Genomic DNA, 22,284 nt, shown 5'->3' on the forward strand with positions numbered 1-22,284 from the left:
CTCCCCCGCCCCTCTCCCGCTCGCGGGAGAGGGGAGCAAACAAGTGGTCGAGCAAAAGCTGCTTACCCCTCCAACCCCATCGGCATCGCCCTTCTCCGCTTCTTCGTCGCCTGATACAACGCGTGCGCCACAGCCGGCGCCGTTGGCCCTAACGACACCTCGCCACACCCTTGCGGCGGACGATCACTCTCCACGATCACCGTCTCGATCTTTGGCATCTCCGACAACTGCAGCAGCGGGTAGTCGTGGAAATTGCTCTGCTGCACCACGCCGCCCTTGAACGTGATTTCGCTCTTGAGCGTGTTGGTCAGCGCAAATCCGATGCCGCCCTCGATATTGGCGCGGATCAGATTCGGATTGATCGAGCGTCCGCACTCCACCGCGCACACCACGCGCCGCACCTTGAATGCCTTGCCAGCACGCTCCAGTTCCAGCGCCATCGCCACATAGGTCTGGAATGCCTCGCCGCGTCCCGTGTAGAGATTGAACGTGAAGCCGCGCGTCACGCCCGGTGCAGGCTTGCGATCCCAGTTCGCCGCCTTGGCCGCCGCATCGAGCGTGCGCACGGCCAGCGGGTTATGCGCGAGCAGCGCGCGGCGATAGCGATACGGGTCCATGCCCGCCGCGTCGGCCATCTCGTTGACGAAACTCTCCAGCATGAAAATGCTCGACGTCGATCCCACACTACGCATGAAGCTGACCGGAATCGGCTGCTTCACGTCGATCATATCGACCTTGAGGTTCGGCACGCGATAGACGCAATCGTAGATCGCCTCCAGCATCGTCTCGTCCCAGCCGCCGTGCTGCGCCATACGCTCGGCCTTGATGACGCCGTACAGCGATTGCCCGGTCAGCCGCGCATGCATCGCCTTCGGCATGCCCTTCTCGTCGAGCACCGCGCGGAAGCGGCCCGACACGCCAGGACGATAGAAGCCATGGCGGATATCGTCTTCGCGCGAGCGAATCACCTTGACGGGCTTGCCCACCGCTGCCGATGCGCGCGCGGCATGCACCACGAAGTCAGGCAGGAACTTGCGACCGAAGCTGCCGCCGAGAAACGTGGTGTGGACGATGATCGTTTCGGGCTTGCGCTGGTACAGCTTGCCCAGAGCATTACGCACAAAATCCTGCCCCTGGATCGGACCCCATACCTCGATGGCGTCGTCGCGCACATGGACGGTGGCGTTCACCGATTCCATCGTGGCATGCACGATGTATGGCGTGTGATAGTCCGCTTCCACGCGCTTGCCGCCCGCCGCCAGGACGGCATCGGGTTCGCCGAGTGTCGTGGCGACCACGGCCTCGGGCGCACCGAGCGCGGCCACGCGTGCGGCCATGATCTTGTCGCTATCGAGATCGCGCGACGCACCGGGATCGACTTCCAGTTCCAGTGCATCCGCACCCTTCTTCGCCAGCCAGTAGCTCGTTGCCACCACGATGGCCGCATCCGGCGCCTGCACCACGGCCTGCACACCGGGCATGGCCTTCACGACATCGGCGTTGCGAATGCCCGTGACCTTGCCGGTCACGGTGGGCGGCATCTTCAATGCGCCGTAGAGCATGCCGGGCACGCGCACATCGATGCCGAACTCTGCCGAGCCATCGACCTTGGCCGGTGTATCGAGCCGCAGCAGATTCTTTCCGATCAGCTTGTGGTCGGCTTCGGCCTTGAGGCGCGGCGTCGGATTGAGTGGAAGTTTCGCCGCCGCTTCGGCCAGTTCGCCATAACCGATCGACCGCCCGGTGGCGCCGTGAAACACGCGGCCTTTCTCCGTGTAGCACTGGCCGGGTCGCACATGCAACCGCTTCGCCGCTGCGATCGTCAGCACTTCACGCGCCTGTGCGCCAGCGATACGCAACCGCTGATAGAACAGCGTGGCCGACATCGATGCGCCAACAAACTGCTGCGGTTCCTCGTAGGCGGCGCCGGTGCGATACGCATCGCGTCCGGTGACGAAGGTCACGGTGATGTTCTCCCAGTCCGCGTCGAGTTCGTCGGCCAGTATCTGCGGCATCCCCGTGTAGACGCCCTGCCCGCATTCGCATTGCGACAGACCGAGCGTGATCTTGCCGTTCGGCTCGATCCAGATCCAGTCCGTGATCTCGTTCGTGCCATGCGGGCCGCTATCCACAGTTCGCCCCGATGCGAGTACCGGCAGCGGAATGCACAGTGCACCGGCCAGCGCCGCGCTGCCTTTCAGGAAGCAACGACGCGACACATTCACGGCATGTTCACTTTGCTGCAGCATGGACGGCCTCCCGGATGCGGTGATAGGTGGCGCAGCGGCACAGGTTGCTGACTGCGGCATCGATGTCGCGGTCAGTGGGATGCGGGTTCTGCTTGAGCAATGCCGTGACCGCCATCACCATGCCCGACTGGCAGTAGCCGCACTGCGGCACGTCCTTGGCGATCCACGCCTTCTGGACCTTGCTCGACCGATCGGGCGATAGCCCTTCAATCGTCGTCACGTTGCGTCCCGCCACGGTCGAGACCGGCGTGACACAGGACCGCTGCGCATTGCCATCCACATGCACGGTACAGGCGCCGCATGCGCCAATGCCGCATCCATACTTGGTGCCAGTCAACCCGGCATCGTCTCGAATCACCCACAGCAGCGGCGTATCGCCGTCGCCGTCGAAGCGGGTCGTCTTTCCGTTCAACACAAAGTCCATGGTTGCCCCGTATGTGCAGGAAAAAAACGGCCGCACGCCCCCCTGCACGGCATGGGTGCGACCAGATACAGCACTGGTGAGTAAGAGATGAATGCGATGGGTGCGCCTGACCAGGCGCCGAGGCTATTCCGCCGTGATGTGGTACGTGCGGATCAGCGTGGCCCACGCCGCGGTGTCTTCGCGGATGCGTGCGGCCAACGCTTCGGGAGTACTCGCCACGGGCTCCAGCCCCTGACGCTGCAGATCACCGCGTACGGTTGCCGAACCGAACAGCGTCTGGATCTCGACGGACAATGCATCGGCCATGGGCTTCGGCGTGGCCGACGGCACGAGCAACGCATACCAGGAACTGACGTCGATACCGGGCATGCCCTGCTCCGCCATGGATGGCACATCGGGCGCAGCCGGCGAACGCTTCGACTGCGTGACCGCAATCGCACGCAACGCGCCAGACTGGATGAATGGCGCCAGCGTCGGCCACGTACCGAACAGCACGGGCACCTGCCCGCCCGCGACATCGGTCATGGCCTGCGCGGTGCCCTTGTACGGGACGTGGAGCATGTTCACGCCGGCCTTGTTGCGGAACAGTTCGCCAGCGAGATGGAGGCCACTGCCTACACCGGGACTGGCATAGCCGAGCGGCGACTTGTTGCGATCCGCTTCCTTCGCCAGTGCAACAAGTTCAGGGACGGTGCGCGCCTTGACCGAAGGATGCACGGCCAGCACATTGGGCGAACTGGCCAGCAGCGAGACTGGCCGGAAATCGCGCGCCACCTGATAGGACAGCGCGGGGAATAACGTGGGATTGATCGTCAGGTTGCCAGCCGGCACCACCAGCCAGGTACATCCATCACCCGCCGCGCGACGCACCGCATCGATACCGATGTTGCCGTTCGCGCCGGGCTTGTTATCCACGACGATCGGCACACCCTTGCGCGGTTGCAACCCTTGCGAGACCGTGCGAGCCAGTTGATCCGCCGGCCCCCCAGCGGGAAACGGCACCACAATCCGTACGGTCGTGCAGGCAGCATGCGCCGTGCCTGCGCCCAACGCTACGGCCAATGTCGCAAAGATGGCTGCGACGCCCGCTAGTGTGCGCGTCCGTCGCAGCGCACTGCGCCGAATCTGGATGTGGCTGCCGTCCTGCATGTTTCTCTTCCTGCCTGTTGTGGGTGCGGCGATATCAAGCGCCGGCCACCCTGCCGCTCAGGCCTGGCCGGTAATCCAGCAATCGCGACAACTCCGCGGCCGCCTCGCGCACCTGCTCCACCATCGGGTCAAGCAGCGTGGTTTCAATTCGTGCCGCCGGAATCGTCGCGCCCAGCGCCGCCACCACTCGCGTCGTGCGGTCACGCACCGGCGCGGCAATGGTGGAGATGCTGGCCTCGAAGAAACCTTCATGCAGCACATACCCGCGTTCGCGGTCGCGCTGCACCATCTCGTACAACTCTTCCACCGTGCGCGGCGTGCTGTCCGAAAACACTTCCAAACGCGGCTCCGGATACAACTCCCGCAACTCGCCCAGCGTCAGGTCCTCCAGCAGGATGCGTCCCAGCACGGTGGCATGCGCTGGCAGGCGCGTGCCCACATTGACCGTGCTCGTGAACGGACGCGCCGCCACGGACTTCGCCACATACACAATGGACCGCCCATCCCGGACCACCAGGTTGCAGGGGTAGTGGATCTCGTCCCGCAACCGGTCCAGCAACGGCCGCCCGAGTTCCGTCAACTCCAGCGATGCCAGATAGTCGAACCCCAACCGCAACACCGCCATGCCAAGCCGGAACTCGCGCCCACCATCGGTGCGTTCGACAAACCCCATCATTTCCAGCGTCGCGAGCAATCGGAACACGGTCGAGCGCGGCACCTTCAACCGGCGAGCCAGCTCCGCCGCCGACAGCGTCCGGTCCTTGCTGCTGAATTCGCCCAGCAGCCGCAACCCCCGTTCCAGGCCCGGCACGATGTACTTGTCCTGCGAATCCTGTGTCTCCTCTGCGGGAGTGTCCTTGCTCATGGTCTCTCTCTACCTCACGTTCGGTTAGCCATTCAGCCAATGCACGGCAACGGATCGATATAACATGCTTCCCCGTTACCGCACGCGCCAAGGCGCACTGGTGCAGTTCGAACACTAGCAGATGTGTTTTATATATAAAACCAAGATTCACAACAGGAACGATTTGAATGTAGGTTAGCGTTGTTGATGACTCAACTTAAGATAACTCCGGATTGACAGTTGCTGCGCGGTAGGTAAATGTCCTTTCGCAGCACAAAGTTGCGAACAACAATTCATATGAGACAATCGCGTAGCCCGTTCGGGTGAGCCCCCAAACTTTTCTGTCACGCAGTTTCTGCGCACGCCTTATGTCCAGCACCCCTCACATCGCCCCCATCGACGTCGAACCGGTCGACCCCTGGTCGAGCCTGGACGAAGCCGGCAACGGCCTGACCGTCAATGACTTCCTCACGACGATGCTGAGCCAGTTGGTGACGGCCCTGCGTAACAGCGTGACGGAACCCTATGCCACGCAATTCGACCTCACCGTCCCCGAGTGGCGCATCCTCGCGCTGCTGGCTGCCGATGGCGAAGCGATGTCCTTCGCCGAACTCGTCAAGCAATCCACCTCGGACAAGGCGCTGGTCAGCCGCACGCTTCGCCTGCTCGAAGACCGCGGACTCGTGGTCCTCGAATCCGAAGGCAGCACGCCGCGCAAGCGCCTCGCCTGCAAGATCAGCGAGCAAGGCGCCGCGCTGCATGCGCAAGTCATCCCCCTCGCCCGACGCGGCCAGGCATCGGTCATCCGGCTGCTGTCGCCCGAAGAGCGGCAAGGTCTCTATACGGGGCTGCGCAAGCTGCATGGGATTTGCACGGGCTCGGGGAAGGAGTGAGGTTGGGGGTGGCTAGCGCCGCCTCTGGGACTCCAGGACGCGGTCGAGCTTGTCGTGCACTCTCTCAAACTCGTTGCGTATGTGTGCGTCCATCCTGTCCAGCCGCTTCTCGACTCCGTCGGCACGGTGAGTTAGCCCTTTAACCGTCCCGTTCAACTCGGCGAGTTCCTTTACCGTCTGCGCCGATGTACCCTCCAACCGAGCGATCCGCGCGTTGCCAGCATCGATGGCCTGAGCGGTCGGTGCCACCTTCTCGTTCATGTTTCCGTTGATGAACATGAACATGGACAGAATAAAACTGACGCCTGCACCAACCATGCTCGCTGTCAGCCGCCATCCAACATCACCGGCATTGCCCGTTCTCACGTCCGGTCCATTGCCCGGCCTGCTGCTTTCGCTCTCACGCTCCATCTCTAAAATCCCTTTCCCGAAAAATTGACCACCGGCTGGCTTTGCATCGCCCGTGCCGGTCAAACTCATCGTCGTCATCGACTGACCCTTTGCGTTGTTGAACACGCTTCCGTTGTCACCTGCGGTCATCCCATGTCCAGACCCAGACACCGTTGACCGTCCCCATAACTTAAAGGATCAGCTTCCGAAATACCATTGGATTTCAGGCGTCAGACGCGCTTTCAGATTCGTCTCATTACAAAACACGAACCAACAAAAAAGCCCCGCCACCGGGAAAGTCGGTGGCGGGGCGCAGCGACAACAACCACTGTGCGAATCAGACCTCGAGTTCTTCGAGCACCTGTCCTTTTGTTTCGATGCCGAGCCAGAACACGGTTGCGGCGGCCAGCAGCGGCACCACGGCCAGGCCGTAGAACGCCACGCTGAGATTACCGGTGCCGATGGTCGCGCCGATCAGGCCCGGCGCGAAGATCGCCGCGATCTTGAGCCATGCGCCACCCAGGCCGCAGCCCATCGCGCGGATGCTGGTCGGATACAACTCCGGCGTGTAGACGTAGGCCGTGATGAAGCCGCACGCGAGGAACCCCATCGCCAGCGAGCAGAACGTAGCGACCACGTACACCGTCGAAGCGTGGAACAAACCGGCCAGCAGCAGCGATACCGCGCACAGCACGAACGACACGTTGATCACCGGCTTGCGTCCCACGCGATCCACGATCATCGCGCAGACCAGCGAACCGACCACACCGAGCACCGATGCGCCTGCCGCGAGGTTCAGCGCGAGTTGCAGCGGGGCGTGATAGACCGTCTTGTAGACCGTTGGCAGCCACGTCGACAACCCGTACTGGATGAAGCCGCACGTCGCCCACAGCATCCACACGGCCACCGTGCGGCCGAGATACGCGCCGCTTACCAGATCGCGCACACGGCGTTTTGGATGCTTGCTCGCCATCGCATCGAAGCGCGAGGTATCACCCACCGGCGGCAGCGGTGTCTTCGCACGCGCCTCGAACTGGCGCAATGCGTCATCGGCCTCGGCCATGCGGCCCTTCTCGGCCAGCCAGCGCGGCGACTCGGGCACCAGACGCCGCAACACAAAGAACAGCACCAGCGGCACGCCACCGAGAAAGTACATCACCTCCCAGCCATAGCGCGGCACGAGCACGGCGCCCAGTCCGTTCGACACCATCAGGCCGATGGGGAACACTACTTCGTACAGCAGCACAAAGCGGCCACGTCCATGCGCGCGCGTGACCTCGTTGATGTAGGTCGCGGCCACGGGCAACTCGCCGCCGAGCCCCAGACCCTGCACGATGCGCAGCAGCAAAAAGATCTCGAACGATGGTGCGAAACCGCAGAGCAAACTCATCAGGCCGATGATGCCCGCACTCCAACCAATCGAGCGCAAGCGGCCAAAGCGTTCGGCCAATGCTGGAAACAGCAGTGCACCCACGAGTTGTCCCACCGAGGGCGCGGCGATCAAAATGCCGATCTGCGCGGGCGTCAGCGACCAGTGCCCGATCAGCAGCGGCAGCGTGGCGGCAATCGCAATCACGTCGAACCCATCGAAGAACGTGGCAAGGCCAATGAGCAATCGCGCACGCACATGCATCATGTTGCCCGGCATGCGTTCGATGCGCGCGACGATCTGGCCGCGCGTGACGTTGCCTGGGGAATGATGCGTGGTGTGCGTACCGGCGAAAGGGGTTGCAGCGCCGGGGGCGGCCACTGCGGACGCGTGCGCGCCTGCCGCTGAAATCGCGGCGTCGTCTCTATCGATCAACACGTTATGCATTTCCGAATCGTGTGGGGCAGGTTGCCCGGCGCGCGGCCGCTGGAGCGGCTCGAATGAGCGGGGGGCGAACTTCGAAGAGCCGCGAGCAAGCAGGTCGCGGCGCGTACATCAGGGGAACATCAAAGATCCGTCACAGGTCGAGCACCAGGCGTTGCCCCTTGCAGCCGGATACGCACACCATCATCGTCTTGTTCGACACCCGCTCGCTGTTGCTGAGCACGCTGTCGCGATGTTCGGGGCAGCCTTCGATCACGGCCGTCTCGCAGGAGCCGCATACGCCTTCACGGCAGCTGTACTCCACCTGCACGCCCGATTCGAGCAGCGCATCGAGCAGCGACTTGCCGGGCGGCACGCTCACCTGCTTGCCGGTCCGTTGCAGCATGACGCTGTACTCGCCTTCCTGCACCGTTTGCGTAGCCGGGTCGGCGGCAAAGCGCTCGATATGGACGTTCGGATAGCCGTGCGCTTCGCACGCGGCCTCGAAGGCATTCAGCATCGGACCGGGACCGCAGCAGTAGAAATGCGTGCCAGCGTCCTGCCCGGCCAGCATCGCCTTCATATCGGGCGGCACGCCAGCTTCATCGTCGAAGTGAAAACGCACGGCATCGCCATACGCCGACAACTGCTCGACGAAACCCGCTTCCTCGCGCGAGCGTGCGCAGTAGAGCAGCGTGAACGGCTTGCCACGCTCCGCCAGACGGCGCGCCATGCAGACGATGGGCGTCACGCCGATACCACCGGCCACCAGCACCGTATGCGCGGCATCCTCGTCCAGCGCAAAGTGATTGCGCGGCACGGCCACAGTGAGCGTGGCGCCCACGCGCAGTTGCTCATGCACGTAGCGCGAACCACCACGGCTGTTGCGGTCCTGCAGCACGCCCACCGTGTAGCGGTCACGCTGCTCCGGCGCACCGCACAGCGAGTAGCTGCGCACCAGGCCGTTAGCAAGATGCAAATCGATATGCGCACCCGGTGCGAACTCGGGCAATTGCGCACCGTTGGGGTCACGCAGTTCGACGCTGACGACGTTGCGTGCTTCGAAACGCATGGCCTGCACGCGCAGGGTCAGGGATTGGCTGGCACTCATCACTCGATCCTTCCTTCTACAGCTTCAACACTTCGACGCTTCCACGACTCAACGCTTTTCCGTCAGGAACTTGCCTTCCGGACCACCGGCGTTCTTCTGCCGGCGCGTGTTGCCATCGAGGCCGCCTTCGATGGCCCACTCCGCAAACATCGTCGGGCCCGGTTCGAATGCACGCGGCTCCCAGTGCGCATCGAGCTGGTCTTCGTCGGCGTAGTACTCGATCAGTCCGCCGGCCGGATTCTTGAAGTACCAGAAGTACGCCGAAGAAATCGGATGGCGGCCCGGGCCGAGTTGCGTATCCCATCCGGTGCGCGACATATGCATGCCACCGCCGAACACCTCGTGGATATCGCGCACGGTGAACGCCACGTGATTGAGACCGGCCTTGCCATGCGGCAACTGCAGCAGGAACAGGTCATGGTGACCGCCCTCCGCCGTGCAGCGCAGGAACGCGCCGCGGTCCGGGTAGTTGTCCGATTGCACGAAGCCGAACTTCTCGATGTAGAACTGTTCCGTCGCCTTCACATCCTTGACGAAGAACACCACGTGGCCCACTTCGATCGGCACCGCACGTTCGTAGATCGGGCTGCGCTGGTTCATGCGCGGCTTCTCGTTCCACGTATTCATCAGCGCGCAATCCACCTGCACGTCATGCTTGCGCGACACCTGGAAGCGCACGGCCAGGCCGTTCGGATCGGTGCAGCCAATGCGTGCACCACCCTGTTGCGAGACGAACGTCGCCTCGCCCGCGATGGCTTCGCGCAGTTCGCGCAGCGATGCCTCGTTATCCACGCCCCACACCACTTCGCGCAGGGTCGGGCCGTCTTCGATGGCCGGTGCCAGTGCGGCGTCACCCATCTTGCGCACCAGCACGCGGCAGCCGTTCAACGTTTCAAAGTCCAGACCGTCGGCATCGTCGCGCTTGATGGTCAGGCCCCAGTCGCTGAAGAAGCCACGGCATGCATCGAAATCATCGGCACCGTAGACGATCTCGTCGATTCCCAATACTTTCATTTCCAGTCTCCGTCGCGCCGTCGGCTCAGTTGCCGGCCCACGGCAGCGGTTGTTCGTTCAGGCCCCAGTACACGCTCTTTTGTTCCATGTACTGCAGGATGCCCAGCCGTCCCTTCTCGCGGCCCAGGCCGCTGTCCCGCCAGCCGCCGAACGGGGTCGAGATCGAGAACTGCTTGTACGTGTTGATCCATACGTTACCGGCTTGCACGGATCGTGCCACGCGCCATGCGCGCTTGTAGTCGCGCGTCCAGATGCCCGCCGCCAGCGCATACACACTGTCGTTGGCCTGTTCGATCAGATCGTCTTCGTCATCGAACGGCATCGCCACCAGCACCGGCCCGAAAATTTCTTCCTGGCAGATACGCGCATTGTTACCGAGGCCTTCGATGATGGTCGGGCGATAGAAGTAACCGTTCGACAAGCCCGCCACCTCGGGACGCACGCCACCCGTACGCAACTGACCACCTTCGGCCACGCCTGCTGCCACATACGATTCGATGCTGTCGCGGTGCCGATCGGTAATCAGCGGCCCCATTTGCGTGCGTTCATCGGCAGGGTCGCCCACGCGCAGCTTTGCGGCACCGGCGGCCAGACGGTCGATGAACGCCTCGTACTGCGAACGCGCGACAAACAGGCGCGAACCCGCGATGCACGATTCGCCCGACGAACTGAAGATGCCGTACAGCACACCATTCACCGCATGATCGAGATCGGCATCGTCGAAGACCATGGTCGGCGACTTGCCACCCAGTTCCAGCGACACCGGCATCATCTTGTCGGCAGCGATATGCGCGATGTGCTTGCCCGTGGTGGTGCCGCCCGTGAACGACACGCGACGCACCAGTGGATGCTTGGTGATGGCATCGCCGATGACCGAACCCTTGCCCGGCAGCACGCTGATCAGGCCCTTCGGCACGCCAGCTTCCTCGCAGATCAGTGCGAGTTCCAGCGCCATCAGCGGCGTGACTTCCGCAGGCTTGACAATCACCGCATTGCCAGCGGCCAGCGCGGGCGCCATCTTCTGTGCTTCGCTCGCAATCGGCGAGTTCCACGGCGTAATGGCGGCCACCACGCCCATCGGCTCGTACACGCTCATCGTCAGGCAGTCGCCACGCTGCGGCGTGATCTGCTCTTCCAACGTTTCGAGTGCCGCACCGAAGAACTGGAACGTACTGGCGGCGCTGGCTACCAGTGCGCGCGTTTCGCTGATGGGCTTGCCGTTATCCAGGCGCTGTCGCTGGGCCAGTGCCTCGGACTTCGCGCGAATCAGGTCGGCCACGCGATACAGCACGGCGGCGCGCTCATGCGGCTTGCGCTGTGCCCAGCCACTGATACGGAAGGCACGCCACGCACCCTCGATGGCTTCCTCCACATCGGCCAGGCTGGCCGCGTTGAGTTCGGCCACGACCTCGCCCGTGGCGGGATAGCGCGTGGCATAGCGGTCTCCCGTGCCCAGGCGCCATTCGCCGGCGATGCAGATTGGAAGGACTTGTTGCGTCGTCATGAGGAAGTCTCGGTAAATCTCGTTATCGGATCAGATCGACACCGCGTGCGCGCGGTTGCCGAGTGCGCGGACCACGCTGAACACGGTCAGTGCGGATGTCTTGGGGTTCGCCGCCAGCGGCTTGCCGCGCATCGTCAGTTCGAAGCCACCGAATGCGCCGCGTGCTTCCACGTGGTGCACGTTCTCCACTGCGGACGGGTCCGCCAGCAGCTTCACCGATGTGCGATCCAGACCCAGCCCGGCCAGCGATACCGTAGCCGCCACGTTCGCATTCTTCGGATACAGACGCGCCGCATCGCGTGCCGTGCCTTCGAAGATCACAGTCGGCTCCTTCAGCCCGGCCAGATCGAACAGGTCCGCTGCGGGCGTGCCTTCCCATGCGCGCGCCGGCTTGCGGCCCGTGTAGATCACCTCGTCCAGACCGCCCACTCGCGCAGCGGCCAATGCGTCGATGGCACCGATGGCACCGGACAGCAACTGCACCTGCGTGTTGCCACGCCGTGCCGCCGCTTCCAGCCGTTCGGCCACGCCCGGTTCGGAGAGTGCGCCGACCGACACCACCATGCACGGAATGCCGCGTTCGAGCGCCGGGATGATGTGCTCTTCCAGCGCGCGGTGTCCTGCGCATTCGACGAGCAGATCCGGACGCGCCCCATCGGCGAGCCGCGTGGCCACGCGCGCGTTGGGCGCGAGGGCAGACAGCGCACCACGCGCCTCGTCCATCGTGCCTTCGGGCACGATCACCACATCGAACACGACATCGCGATCAGCCTTCAGCAGTTCCAGCACGCCGCGGCCAATCGCCCCGCAACCCACCATCGACACATGCAGCATGGACGTTTCTCCTCAGGCCAGCGCGGCGGTGTTCGCCATCTCGGCCTGCTTGTTGACCGGCGGGCCGGCAAACACGGTCTTGAACGTGCCGATCGACAGCATGTCGATTTCCAGCATGAACGGACCCGGCTCGATCGTGGCTTCTTCCAGTGCGGCACCCACATCGGCCAGGCTGCTCACGCGGCGATGGCGCAGCGCCAGCGACTGGCACAGTTGTGCATAGTCGGGCGTATGCAGATCGACATAGTGGCGGCGGCCGCCGTACTGCGCGTCCTGGATGTTCTTGATCACGCCGTAGCCCTTGTCGTTCATCAGCACGATGACCATGTCGGCACGCTCCTGCACCGCAGTGGCCAGTTCGCCGAGGTTCAGGATGAAACCGCCGTCGCCAGCCAGCATGAACGTCTTCTTGCCCGATACCGTGGCAGCCGCACCGACTGCTGCACCGATGCCCATCGCCAGGCCCTGGCCAATACCACCGCCCAGTGCATGCACGCCAGCACGCGAATCGAAGATCTGCAGATGACGATTGCCCCAGGTGCTGTTCGACACCGTGACGTCGCGCACCCAGTTGAAGTTGCGGCCCACGGATTGCTGCAGCGCCTGCACCAGCGCGCTGTACGGACCGAGTCCATCGACCAGTGCACCGACGGCCACGTCATGCGCGCGGCGCAGATCATCGGCAAACGTGGCGTCAATCTGCATGCGGCCTGCGAGGCGATCAGCCAGACCGTCGAGTGCGAGCGCGGCATCGCCACTGACGAAGTAATCGCTCTGGTAGCAGCGGCCTTCCGATGCCGGATCTGCGTCGATACGCAGCAGCGGACGCGGCAGCTTCAATTCGTACTTCAGCGTTTCATTGCCACGCAGACGCGAACCCACCACAACCATCGCATCGCACGTCTGATAGAACGTCTCCACGGGCTTGTGCAGGTTGTACGCACCCAGCGAACGGGGATCGTCTTCCGCCACGATGCCGCGACCCTGCGTGGACGTCACCACGCCAAAGCCCATGTCCATCAGACGCTTCACCTGCTTGCTGGCATGACGGGCGCCACCACCGAGCCACAACATCGGACGCTTGGCTTTGATCAGTCGTTCGGCCAGTGCGTCGAGTGCATGCGCCGACGGTTGGTGCACAGGCACCGGCAGCGGCTTGAGGTCGCTCGGCATCGGGATCAGTGCGGCCTGGATGTCGATGGGAATCTCCACGCTGACGGGGCCGGTCGGCGCGGTCAGCGCGGTCTGCACGGCCAGTTTGATCGTGGAGATGGCGGTGTCGGCGCTGCGGATGCGGAACGCAGCCTTAGACACGGCCTTCAGCATCGTGAGCTGGTCCGGTGCTTCGTGGATGTAAGCGAGGCTCTGGTCCAGGTACGGCGTTTCGATCTGGCCCGTGATGTGCAGCATCGGCGTGCCTGCGGTCAGCGCTTCCACCATCGCACCGGCTGCGTTGCCTGCGGCAGTGCCCGTACTCGTCAGGCACACGCCGAGGCTGCCCGTGGTGCGTGCGTACGCATCGGCCATGTTCGTGCCGCCTGCTTCGCCGCGTGCGGGAACGAAGCGGATCTTGCCGCGCTCGCCCATCGCATCGAGGATGGGCATGTTGTGGATCGAGATCACGCCGAAGGCGGCCTTGACGCCGCACTGCTCCAGGAAGGCTGCAATGGCGCAGCCCACGGTGACTTGTTGTTGCTCGTTACGCATGACGGGAGAGTCCTCCGGAAATATCGATATGGCTGCCCGTGGTGTACGAAGACAACGGCGAGGCAAGGAACAGGATGGCGCGGGCGGCTTCCTGTGGCAGGCCAAGACGGCCCAGTTGAATGTGTTTCTGTTTGGCGAGGCGCGCGGTCCATGCGGCCCAGTCCAGGTGTTGGTCTTCCTGCGGACGCGCTTCGAAGCGGCGGCGCCACTGGCCCGATTCCACCAGACCGATCAGGATGCCGTTCACGCGCACGCCCTTCGGCGCAAACTCCGTTGCGAGCGAGCGCACCAGGTTGTGTACGCCAGCGCGTGCCGCCGATGTGGCCACCATATGCGGCTCCGGCTGCGTAGCGAGCAGCGAGTTCACACACACCACTGCACCCTGCCTGGACTGTTCGAGCTGCGGCAGGAAAGCACGCGTCGGGTGAATCACCGAGAAGAACTTGAGTTGCAGTTCTTCAACCCATGCGGTGTCCTCTGTGGTGGCGAACGTCGACACGCGGCCCTGGCCGGCGTTGTTGACGAGCATGTCCACGGGTCCGAACTCGCGCGCCACGTCGGCGGCGAATGCGTTGACCTGTTCGGGCTTCAGTACGTCGCACGGTGCCGCGTACAGCTTGCAGCCTGCGAAGCGTTCGCGCAGTGCGGCTTCTGCGCTGCGCAGGCGCGCCTCATCGCGGCCACACATCGCAACGGCAGCACCCGCTTCCAGCAGCAACTCGACCGTGGCGAGTCCGATGCCGGAGGACCCACCGGTGACGACGGCAACCTTGCCATCGAGTTCAATCATGGACATCGTCCCCTTCCCTTTTCTAGTCTCGGACCATCGATACGACCCGGGTCTGCATCGCCTTTGCGTGGCGATGTGCCCGATAGCCCAGCAGGCGCGACAGCTCGCCCGCCGATTCCCTCACCTTGTCTGTCATGCCCTGCAACTCTTCTGCGGGCAGTCGCGACGCAGGCACAGTCGTGCCCAGCGCCGCCACGACCTTGCCCGTGCGATCACGCACCGGCGCAGCAATCGTGGAGATGCTGGTTTCGAAGAAGCCTTCCTGCAGGTCATAACCGCGCTGCTGCACTTGTTGCACCAGTGCGAACAGGGCTTCCACGGTGCGTGGCGTGTTGTCCGAATAGACCTGCAACTGCGCTTCCGGATACAGCTCGCGCAATTGCGCGATGCTCAGGTCTTCCAGCAAGACGTGACCCAGTACCGTGGCATGCGCGGGCAGGCGCGCGCCGACGTTGACGTTGCTCGCAAACGGACGCGATGCCGCAGCCTTGGCCACGTACACCACCGAGCGGCCATCGCGTACCACGAGGTTGCACGGGTATTCGATGTCGTCGCGCAAGCGATTCAACAGCGGCGCGCCCAGTTCGGTCAGTTCCAGCGAAGCGAGATAGTCGAAGCCGAGCCGCAGCACCGCGAGCCCCAGCCGGTATTCGCGGCCACCATCGGCCCGCTCCACATAGCCCGTGGATTCCAGCGTGGCCAGCAGGCGGAACACCGTGGAGCGCGGCACATCGAGTCGGCGCGACAGGTCCGCTGCGGACAGCACACGATCGCGCGCACTGAACTCGGCCAGCAGACGCAGGCCGCGTTCCAGGCCCGGGACGATGTAGCGTTCCAGGTTGTCCTCTGGCGTCGATGCTGCAACCTCGATGTCGGCAACAGCGGATGGATTGGCGCTCATGATGTGGGGTCGGCTTCTTCTGTCTCTATCGCGTGATCGAGCGGCTTAACGCTTGACCTTGGTCAGCGGGTGCTCGGGCGGATACGTCGGCGTGATGGGCTTCTTGGCGCCGAGCATCACGCACATCAGCGCGTCTTCCTCGCCGATATTGATTTCTTCGCGATACACGCCCGGCGGCACCGACACGAGATCGCGGTCCGTCAGGATCGTCTCGAAGCGCTCGCCGTCTTTTTCCAGGATCAGCTTGATCTTGCCGCGCAGGATGAAGAACACTTCTTCCACGTCGGTGTGCAGGTGCGACGGGCCTTCATGACCGGCCGGGATGATCATGGTCGAGAATGTGAAGTGCTCCGACGGCACCGTGTTGGTGTCGGTAGACACGCCCGTGCCGCCCGTACCGAGATAGCGCATCTGCGCACGGCGATACTTGGGGTCGTAGTCGGCCTGGAACTTCAGGGCGTCCCAGTCATAGCGGCGGGTGCTGAAGCGCGCCACGCGCGATTCCATCCACTGGTCGAACGATGCGCCCTCGGGTTGTTCCCACGTGCGCTTGATATTTTGCTGTTGCGACAGATCGCTCATTTGGATTCCTCGGTATTTCGAATCGATGATGGGTTTCAGTGCATGACAAAGCCGCCGTTGACCGCCAGCGTCTGGCCGGTCACGAAACGGGCGAGGTCGGACAGCGCGAACAGCACGGCGCCGCTGACGTCATCGGGTACTTGTTCGCGCTGGATGGCGCGCTGATTGCGATACAGGTCGTGGCGATGCTGCGGCACGTACTCGGTGGCTTCCACCAGCGTCAGGCCCGGCGCCACGGCGTTGACCGTGACGTTGCCGTCGCCGAGTTCACGCGCCAGCGAGCGGGTCATGGCGATGATCGCGCCTTTGCTTGCCACATAGGCCAGCAGGTTCGGTGCGCCCCACAGCGGCGTGTCCGATGCGAGATTGATCACGGCACCGCGTCCGCTGGCGCGCAGCGCTGGCGTGCAGGCCGCCGTCATCAGCCAGGTGCCGCGCACATTCACGTTCATCACGCGATCCCACGTGGCCACCTCCAGACCCGTCAGGTCACGGCCACCGGAATCGGTGACCGCCCCGTTGTTCACGAGACCATCGAGACCGCCAAGCGCCTCGACTGCGGCATCGGCACACGCTTGCACCGATGCGGGATCGTTGAGGTCCAGCTGCAATGCCACCACATCGAAACCGCGCGCCTTCAATACGGCGGCCGATTCATTGACGCGGTCCGCAAGGATGTCGGCCATTGCTACGCGACCACCGGCTTCGGCAATCGCCGTGGCAAACGCCAGGCCCAGTCCGCGTGCGGCACCGGTGACGAGCACACGACGGCCGGCCAGCAGATTGACCTTCGACGCGTTCGAGAAATCAGGCATGGGTCGCGGCTCCGGACACCGGTTGCAGCATCGCCACCGGTTCGTCTGCCACCTCGGCATCGGCGCGACGCTTCAGCAGGCGACGCACGCGCGTGATGCCGGCATCGTGCGCATAGAGCATTTCGTGATCGCGAGCCTGCGGGGCCATCGATTCGAGTACCACGCGGTCCTGCTCCAGCACGTCCCAGTGCAGACCTTCCAGACGATTGCGATACAGGAAGCGCCACACGTCGCGCTCCCAGCCCTGCACATGACGGGTACGCCAGAAGTACACCATGCAGTGTTCTTCATCGACCGGCGTGGCAATACCAACGATGCCGAACGGACCGCCGGGGCCAGCCTTGTCGCGATACGGAATCGACAGACGCAGCCACATCGTGCCGGTCTCGCCAAACTCGACCCAGTCGAAGTTCACGCCGCGCTGGCCGGTCTTCTCGAAGACCAGACCGTGATCCGTTTCCACGACCTGCATCACCGCCGACTTCTCGCCGCTGGCCATCGAGTGCGACACCGCATGCAGGTAGGCGCCGTGCATCGGGTCCATCACGTTGTCGATGGCGTAGCGGTAGTTGCAATTCCAGTGCGCCACGCACAGGAAGTTGCTGTGTTCGTCGCTGACCAGTTCCTCGGGCAGTTGCAGGGCGTCGGCATCCGTCGGTGCGCGGTCGCCGAACCACAGGAAGATCGCACCGGCCAGCTCTTGCACCGGATAGCTGCGCACGCAGGTGCGGCCTTCGAGCGGGCAGTTGTCCACAGCCGGTACGCTCTTGACCTGACCGTCGCCACCCACTTCCACGCCGTGATACCAGCAGGCCACGCGGTCGCCGAGGTTCCAGCCCATCGACAGACGCGCGCCACGGTGCGGGCAGCGGTCTTCCAGTGCGCTGACGCGGCCCTCGCTGTCACGCCACACCACGATGTTCTGGCTCAGGCGCGTGATGCCGATCGGTGCCGCGCCCACTTGCCACGACGCCACCACCGGATACCAGTAGTTACGCAGGCCGCTGTTCAGTCGCGCTTCGGCGCGTGCTTGCTTGTTCGATTCCATGTCTGTGCTCTCGCTTGTATGTCGCTGCGTTGGCTGGGCCGGTCAGGCGCCCAGGCGGCGCATTTCGGAGAGGAAGGCGGCTTCGGTCCATGGCTGGCCGTCCGCACTCAGAAAATTCGCACGGTTGAATGCACGCACGATGTCTTCCGGAGATTTCGCACCGCCTTCGAAGGCGGCTTCGAGCGCATCGCCCAGCGCGTTCTCATAGGCGGTGGGTGCGGCGGCGCGCGTTTGCCAGACGATGTTCTGAACATGGCCGGGCTTCTCGATATGACCCTTGCCGGCCACGTTGTTGGGTGCGGGACGCTCCCAGGGCACCAGGTTCGGGTTGTACGCGAGGCTTTCCATTGCGCTTTGCTCCATGGCTTTGCTTTGTGTGGGACGGCTGGCTCAATCGGCTGTCGCGTTCGAAGGTCTTCGCGCTCTCTGCGTTTTACCTATGAAACACGAGTTTAAATATTGAACACAGGTACGACTATAGACAACGACGCTTTAAAAATAGACTGGGGTTAACCCGTGACGAAGAAGACGCCGACCGATAGTCGGCCAGCGTTCGTGACGGCGAAGAAACTCAGAGGGGAGGCAGTGCTGCGCGCACCACCCGTGCGACGGCTTGAGGTTGCTCGATATAGCAGGCGTGACCTGCATCGGCGATGGCGTGGAACGGCAATGCAAAGCGGTCGGCAAGTGCGGACGATGCAACCGGCGTGGTCACCACATCCTCGCTGCCGCAGCCAATCTCGACCGGCACCTGGCGTTGATCGAGATAGCGATGGATATCATCGCCACACAGCAGCGCCACGGCCTGGCGATAGCCATCGGGATTGAGCCGCGCCATGTTCCATCGCACCCATGCCTGCGCATCGGCGGTGGCCGCCGGACTCAGCAGGCGCGTGGGCCCGCGTTGCGCGAGACCTTCGACGCCGAGCGATTCCAATGCATCGATGCGCTGCTGCGCCACCGCTTGAGACTTTTCCTCATTGCCCGCCGCGCCGTAACCGAGCGCCGGACTCAGCAACAGGAAACGTCCGGGCTGCATATCGGCCGTTGCATGCGCGGCATAGGCCGACGCCATCAGCGCACCAAGCGAATGCCCGACGATCAGGTCGGGACGGACTTTCAGCGCGCCCAGCAGTTGCTCGAGTCGCAACGCATAGTCGCGCGCGCTGGGTTTTGCCATCGGCAGCGGCGTGGATCGACCATAGCCCGGTGCATCCCATGCAATGACGCGGGCGCCGGCAGCCAGCAGGCTCGCGCATGGCAGCCACGATGCCGCGCCGGAGCTGATGCCATGCAGCAGCACGACCACCGGACCCCGTGAGCCGCCGATCCGACACGCCACGCGCGTGGCGTCATTGCCCACCAAGACTTCGCGCTCGGCGAAATGGGTATCGAGCACGGCCAGCAAATCAGGCTGCTGGCCGGTATCGGCGCGATATGTCGTATTGGGCGCGTTTTGTTCCATATATGAAATAGAGATTCGCAAATAAAACCTCTCGACTATAGGCCCGTAATTCCTGTCCGCGGCATCAGGGTAAACAGGGAGATCGCAGCGTCGAATCCGGGGCTCCCCTAGCAGCCGGTTCCGAGCGCATGGCCACGCCCCACAACAGGGAAAACATCCGATTTGCCGCCGATCCCCACCACCAGTGGCGCGGATGGCGATCGCACCGAACCACGCGCCGATGCCTTGCGCAGCGACGGTGCGGCATGCACCACCCCGTTTCAGATCGTGTCCCCACGAGAGGATGGCCTGCGCTATCCACATCGGCGTCCACGCCAAGCCTCACTAGGGTTCGCCCTGATCTACGTCCTTGCTGACCGTGTCTATATTTCGTTCGAACGTTTCCTATGTAGTTCATTGTTTTACTAATGAAACAGTAAAGCGACACAGGACGACATGGCAGCCCCCATACCGTTGCCTCCGGAAACGTCCCACGAGCCCACAAGACTAGAGAAGGAAACGGTAGATGAAGATCGCAACATACGCGGCAGCCCTGCTCGCCGCCGCGCCCGTGCTGGCCACTGCCCAATCGTCCGTCACCATGTATGGCGTGGTGGACACTGGCGTCGAGTTCGTCAACAACGTTGGCGCCGCAGGCAACAGCGTGGTGCGCATGAATACGCTGACCGGCACGGTGCCGTCGCGCTGGGGCATGCGGGGGTCCGAAGACCTCGGCAACGGCCTCAAGAGCATATTCGTGCTCGAAGGCGGCTTCGCTCCCGATTCCGGCACGGCCAACCAGGGCGGTCGCCTCTTCGGTCGTCAGGCATTGGTGGGCCTGCAATCGAACAAGTACGGCCAGGTATCGTTCGGCCGCCAGTACACGATGCTCTTCTGGGCCGTGCTCGATCCGGACATCCTCGGGCCCAACGCCTTTGGCTCCGGCTCGCTCGACAGCTACATTCCCAATACGCGCGCCGACAACTCCATCGCGTACAAGGGCAGCTTCGGCGGCCTGCAGGTGGGTGCCACGTACAGCTTTGGCCGTGATGTGGCCAACGCGGGGCCGAGTCCTGCGGGCACCAACTGCGCGGGCGAGAACCCGGCAGACAAGAGCCAGTGCCGCGAGTGGTCCGCCATGGTCGGCTGGGATACCAAGACGTGGGGCGTCTATGCCGCGTACGACTCGCAACGCGGTGGCCCCGGTGCATTCGGCGGCCTGACCAGCAGCAGCCTGCGCGACGATCGCGCCTCGCTGTCCGGTTATGTGCTGCTCGACAAGACCAAGATCGGTGCCGGCGTGATCCGCCGCGAGAATCAGGCCAGCGCCACGCCGCTCTCCGAGCTTTACTACGTAGGTGTGGCCCACGATCTCACGCCGGCCTTCACGCTGTCCGGCCAGGTCTATTACCTGAACTACCAGAACAGCGACAACAAATCGATGCTGTACGCCGTCCGCGGCATGTACAACTTCAGCAAGCGCACCGCCGTGTACGCCACCGCTGGCTACATCAACAACGATGGCAACCTGACGCTGTCCGTCAGCGGTGCATCGGCCGGTGCCAACACCAAGCCGGGCGGCCAGCAGTTTGGCGCCATGGTCGGCGTCAAGCACGTTTTCTAAGCAGGAGAGCCACATGAACCGATTTACGCTCCGCCGCATCGTCATCGCCGCCATAGGCGCTGCCGTCGGCACCGCTGCCCTGCTCGGCACTGCGCCCGCCATGGCGCAGAACGGCTATCCGAACAAGCCGATCACCATCGTCGTGGCCTATCCGGCTGGCGGCGATACCGATGTACTGGCCCGCTTGATGGCCGAGAAACTCTCGTCCCGTCTCAAGCAATCCGTCGTTGTAGAAAACCGCACGGGCGCAGCCGGCACCATCGGCAGCGCCTACGTGGCCCGCGCCGCCGCCGATGGCTACACGCTGCTGCTGGCACCGAACACCGTGTCGATTGCACCGCTCGTGCTGAAGGCCGGCACCGGCGCCACCTACGACGTGATGAACGACCTCACGCCCATCGCCGAACTCGGCACGCAATCGCTGTTCGTCGTGGTGAACAAGAACAGCGGCATCGCCAAGATGAGCGACCTCGTGGCGCGCGCCAAGGCTGGCAAGGTGGAAACCTACGCCACGCCGGGCAACGGATCACCCATGCACATCATGGGTGAACTGTTCAACAAGTCCGCCAACGTCAAGCTGTCGCAGGTGCCCTACCGAGGCACCGCACCCGCCATCGTCGACGTGCTCGGCGGCCAGGTGCCGATGACCTACGTCACCTACGGCGCCGTGGCGCAATACGTCGGCAACGGCACGCTGCTGCCGCTGGCCGTGGCGGACACCAAGCGCTCGCCGTTCGCACCGAACGTGCCTACGCTGGCGGAACTCGGCTACAAGGATGTGGAAATCGGCGCGTGGCAGGCGCTGCTGGGCCCCAAGAATCTGCCGCAGGACATCGTTCGCACGCTGAACACTCAGGTGAACGAGATCCTCAAGCAGCCCGACGTGGTGGCCCGCATGGCAACCATCGCCGTGACGCCAGTCGGTGGTGAGCCCGCCGTGCTGCAAAAGCTGATCGCCACGGACTACGCGCGCTATGCAAAGCTGGTGAAGGAGTTTGGCATCCAGGCCGATTGATGCGATTTCAACATTCGACCTGAACACATCTGGTAGTACTGCAGCCCGGCGTTTTGCCGGGCTTTTTTATGGCTGCGGTAAAGATGGCGCCACAACCTTCCTCACAAAGATCCGTTCCGGCATCTTCAGGTTACGCAATTCCAGTGCCTCCAGC

21 protein-coding genes are annotated in these 22,284 nt (G+C 63.6%); 3 read left to right on the forward strand and 18 right to left on the reverse strand.

All coding sequences use genetic code 11. From position 1 onward, the window contains the following. Window positions 1–62: 62 nt before the first annotated feature. The 4 genes from ABDB81_RS27205 to ABDB81_RS27220 form a co-directional block, all read right to left on the reverse strand. Window positions 63–2,249 carry a molybdopterin cofactor-binding domain-containing protein gene (locus tag ABDB81_RS27205; protein ID WP_346814085.1) on the reverse strand — a complete coding sequence of 729 codons (2,187 nt, stop codon included), beginning with the start codon at window positions 2,247–2,249 and terminating at the stop codon, window positions 63–65. Further along, window positions 2,233–2,673, reverse strand: coding sequence for a (2Fe-2S)-binding protein (locus ABDB81_RS27210; protein ID WP_137926402.1), 441 nt, complete (start codon window positions 2,671–2,673; stop codon window positions 2,233–2,235). The genes ABDB81_RS27205 and ABDB81_RS27210 overlap by 17 nt, the downstream gene beginning before the upstream one ends. Window positions 2,674–2,796: 123 nt before the next feature. Further along, on the reverse strand, window positions 2,797–3,822 hold the full coding sequence (locus ABDB81_RS27215; protein WP_346814086.1) for a tripartite tricarboxylate transporter substrate binding protein: 1,026 nt from the start codon (window positions 3,820–3,822) through the stop codon (window positions 2,797–2,799). A 34-nt stretch (window positions 3,823–3,856) separates the two neighbouring features. Beyond that, entirely contained in the window at window positions 3,857–4,687 is an 831-nt protein-coding gene (locus tag ABDB81_RS27220; RefSeq protein WP_137926400.1) for an IclR family transcriptional regulator, read from the reverse strand. Window positions 4,688–5,034: 347 nt separating this feature from the next. Here ABDB81_RS27220 and ABDB81_RS27225 point away from each other — a divergent pair, with 347 nt between their 5' ends. Continuing rightward, window positions 5,035–5,559 carry a MarR family transcriptional regulator gene (locus ABDB81_RS27225; RefSeq protein WP_346814087.1) on the forward strand — a complete coding sequence of 175 codons (525 nt, stop codon included), beginning with the start codon at window positions 5,035–5,037 and terminating at the stop codon, window positions 5,557–5,559. Window positions 5,560–5,571: 12 nt separating this feature from the next. Here the strand turns inward: ABDB81_RS27225 and ABDB81_RS27230 are convergent, their stop codons facing one another. The 14 genes from ABDB81_RS27230 to ABDB81_RS27295 form a co-directional block, all read right to left on the reverse strand. After that, complete coding sequence (locus ABDB81_RS27230) at window positions 5,572–6,099, reverse strand: hypothetical protein (protein WP_346814088.1); 528 nt, start codon at window positions 6,097–6,099, stop codon at window positions 5,572–5,574. 187 nt (window positions 6,100–6,286) lie between these two features. Beyond that, entirely contained in the window at window positions 6,287–7,597 is a 1,311-nt protein-coding gene (locus ABDB81_RS27235) for an MFS transporter (RefSeq protein ID WP_346814095.1), read from the reverse strand. Window positions 7,598–7,895: 298 nt separating this feature from the next. Further along, window positions 7,896–8,852, reverse strand: a complete 957-nt coding sequence (locus ABDB81_RS27240; protein WP_346814089.1) for a PDR/VanB family oxidoreductase — start codon at window positions 8,850–8,852, stop codon at window positions 7,896–7,898. 48 nt (window positions 8,853–8,900) lie between these two features. Further along, window positions 8,901–9,866 (reverse strand): VOC family protein, encoded by a 966-nt coding sequence (locus ABDB81_RS27245; RefSeq protein ID WP_137926395.1) that lies wholly within the window; start codon window positions 9,864–9,866, stop codon window positions 8,901–8,903. Between the two features lie 25 nt (window positions 9,867–9,891). Continuing rightward, on the reverse strand, window positions 9,892–11,370 hold the full coding sequence (locus ABDB81_RS27250) for an aldehyde dehydrogenase (RefSeq protein ID WP_346814090.1): 1,479 nt from the start codon (window positions 11,368–11,370) through the stop codon (window positions 9,892–9,894). Window positions 11,371–11,400: 30 nt separating this feature from the next. Then, window positions 11,401–12,204: an aspartate dehydrogenase gene (locus ABDB81_RS27255; protein ID WP_137926393.1), complete on the reverse strand. Its 804-nt coding sequence runs from the start codon at window positions 12,202–12,204 to the stop codon at window positions 11,401–11,403. A gap of 12 nt (window positions 12,205–12,216) precedes the next feature. Beyond that, window positions 12,217–13,911, reverse strand: coding sequence for a thiamine pyrophosphate-binding protein (locus tag ABDB81_RS27260; RefSeq protein WP_137926392.1), 1,695 nt, complete (start codon window positions 13,909–13,911; stop codon window positions 12,217–12,219). Next, entirely contained in the window at window positions 13,904–14,707 is an 804-nt protein-coding gene (locus tag ABDB81_RS27265; protein WP_160474557.1) for an SDR family oxidoreductase, read from the reverse strand. Before ABDB81_RS27265 ends, ABDB81_RS27260 begins: the two co-directional genes overlap by 8 nt. Window positions 14,708–14,723: 16 nt before the next feature. After that, on the reverse strand, window positions 14,724–15,602 hold the full coding sequence (locus tag ABDB81_RS27270) for an IclR family transcriptional regulator (RefSeq protein ID WP_160474556.1): 879 nt from the start codon (window positions 15,600–15,602) through the stop codon (window positions 14,724–14,726). A 45-nt stretch (window positions 15,603–15,647) separates the two neighbouring features. After that, window positions 15,648–16,184: a cupin domain-containing protein gene (locus ABDB81_RS27275; protein ID WP_137926389.1), complete on the reverse strand. Its 537-nt coding sequence runs from the start codon at window positions 16,182–16,184 to the stop codon at window positions 15,648–15,650. Between the two features lie 35 nt (window positions 16,185–16,219). Then, window positions 16,220–16,999: an SDR family oxidoreductase gene (locus tag ABDB81_RS27280; RefSeq protein ID WP_346814091.1), complete on the reverse strand. Its 780-nt coding sequence runs from the start codon at window positions 16,997–16,999 to the stop codon at window positions 16,220–16,222. Next, window positions 16,992–18,047 carry an aromatic ring-hydroxylating dioxygenase subunit alpha gene (locus ABDB81_RS27285; protein WP_160474554.1) on the reverse strand — a complete coding sequence of 352 codons (1,056 nt, stop codon included), beginning with the start codon at window positions 18,045–18,047 and terminating at the stop codon, window positions 16,992–16,994. Before ABDB81_RS27285 ends, ABDB81_RS27280 begins: the two co-directional genes overlap by 8 nt. A gap of 42 nt (window positions 18,048–18,089) precedes the next feature. Then, the gene (locus ABDB81_RS27290) at window positions 18,090–18,410 is read right to left on the reverse strand and encodes a recombinase-like helix-turn-helix domain-containing protein (protein ID WP_137926386.1); all 321 of its coding nucleotides are present in this window, start codon (window positions 18,408–18,410) and stop codon (window positions 18,090–18,092) included. Window positions 18,411–18,618: 208 nt separating this feature from the next. Then, window positions 18,619–19,512: an alpha/beta hydrolase gene (locus tag ABDB81_RS27295; RefSeq protein ID WP_346814092.1), complete on the reverse strand. Its 894-nt coding sequence runs from the start codon at window positions 19,510–19,512 to the stop codon at window positions 18,619–18,621. Window positions 19,513–20,017: 505 nt separating this feature from the next. Here ABDB81_RS27295 and ABDB81_RS27300 point away from each other — a divergent pair. Then, complete coding sequence (locus ABDB81_RS27300) at window positions 20,018–21,115, forward strand: porin (protein ID WP_346814093.1); 1,098 nt, start codon at window positions 20,018–20,020, stop codon at window positions 21,113–21,115. Between the two features lie 13 nt (window positions 21,116–21,128). Further along, the gene (locus tag ABDB81_RS27305; RefSeq protein ID WP_346814094.1) at window positions 21,129–22,130 is read left to right on the forward strand and encodes a tripartite tricarboxylate transporter substrate binding protein; all 1,002 of its coding nucleotides are present in this window, start codon (window positions 21,129–21,131) and stop codon (window positions 22,128–22,130) included. Window positions 22,131–22,284 lie beyond the last annotated feature (154 nt).

Source organism: Cupriavidus sp. DL-D2, assembly GCF_039710735.1.
Taxonomy (GTDB): domain Bacteria; phylum Pseudomonadota; class Gammaproteobacteria; order Burkholderiales; family Burkholderiaceae; genus Cupriavidus.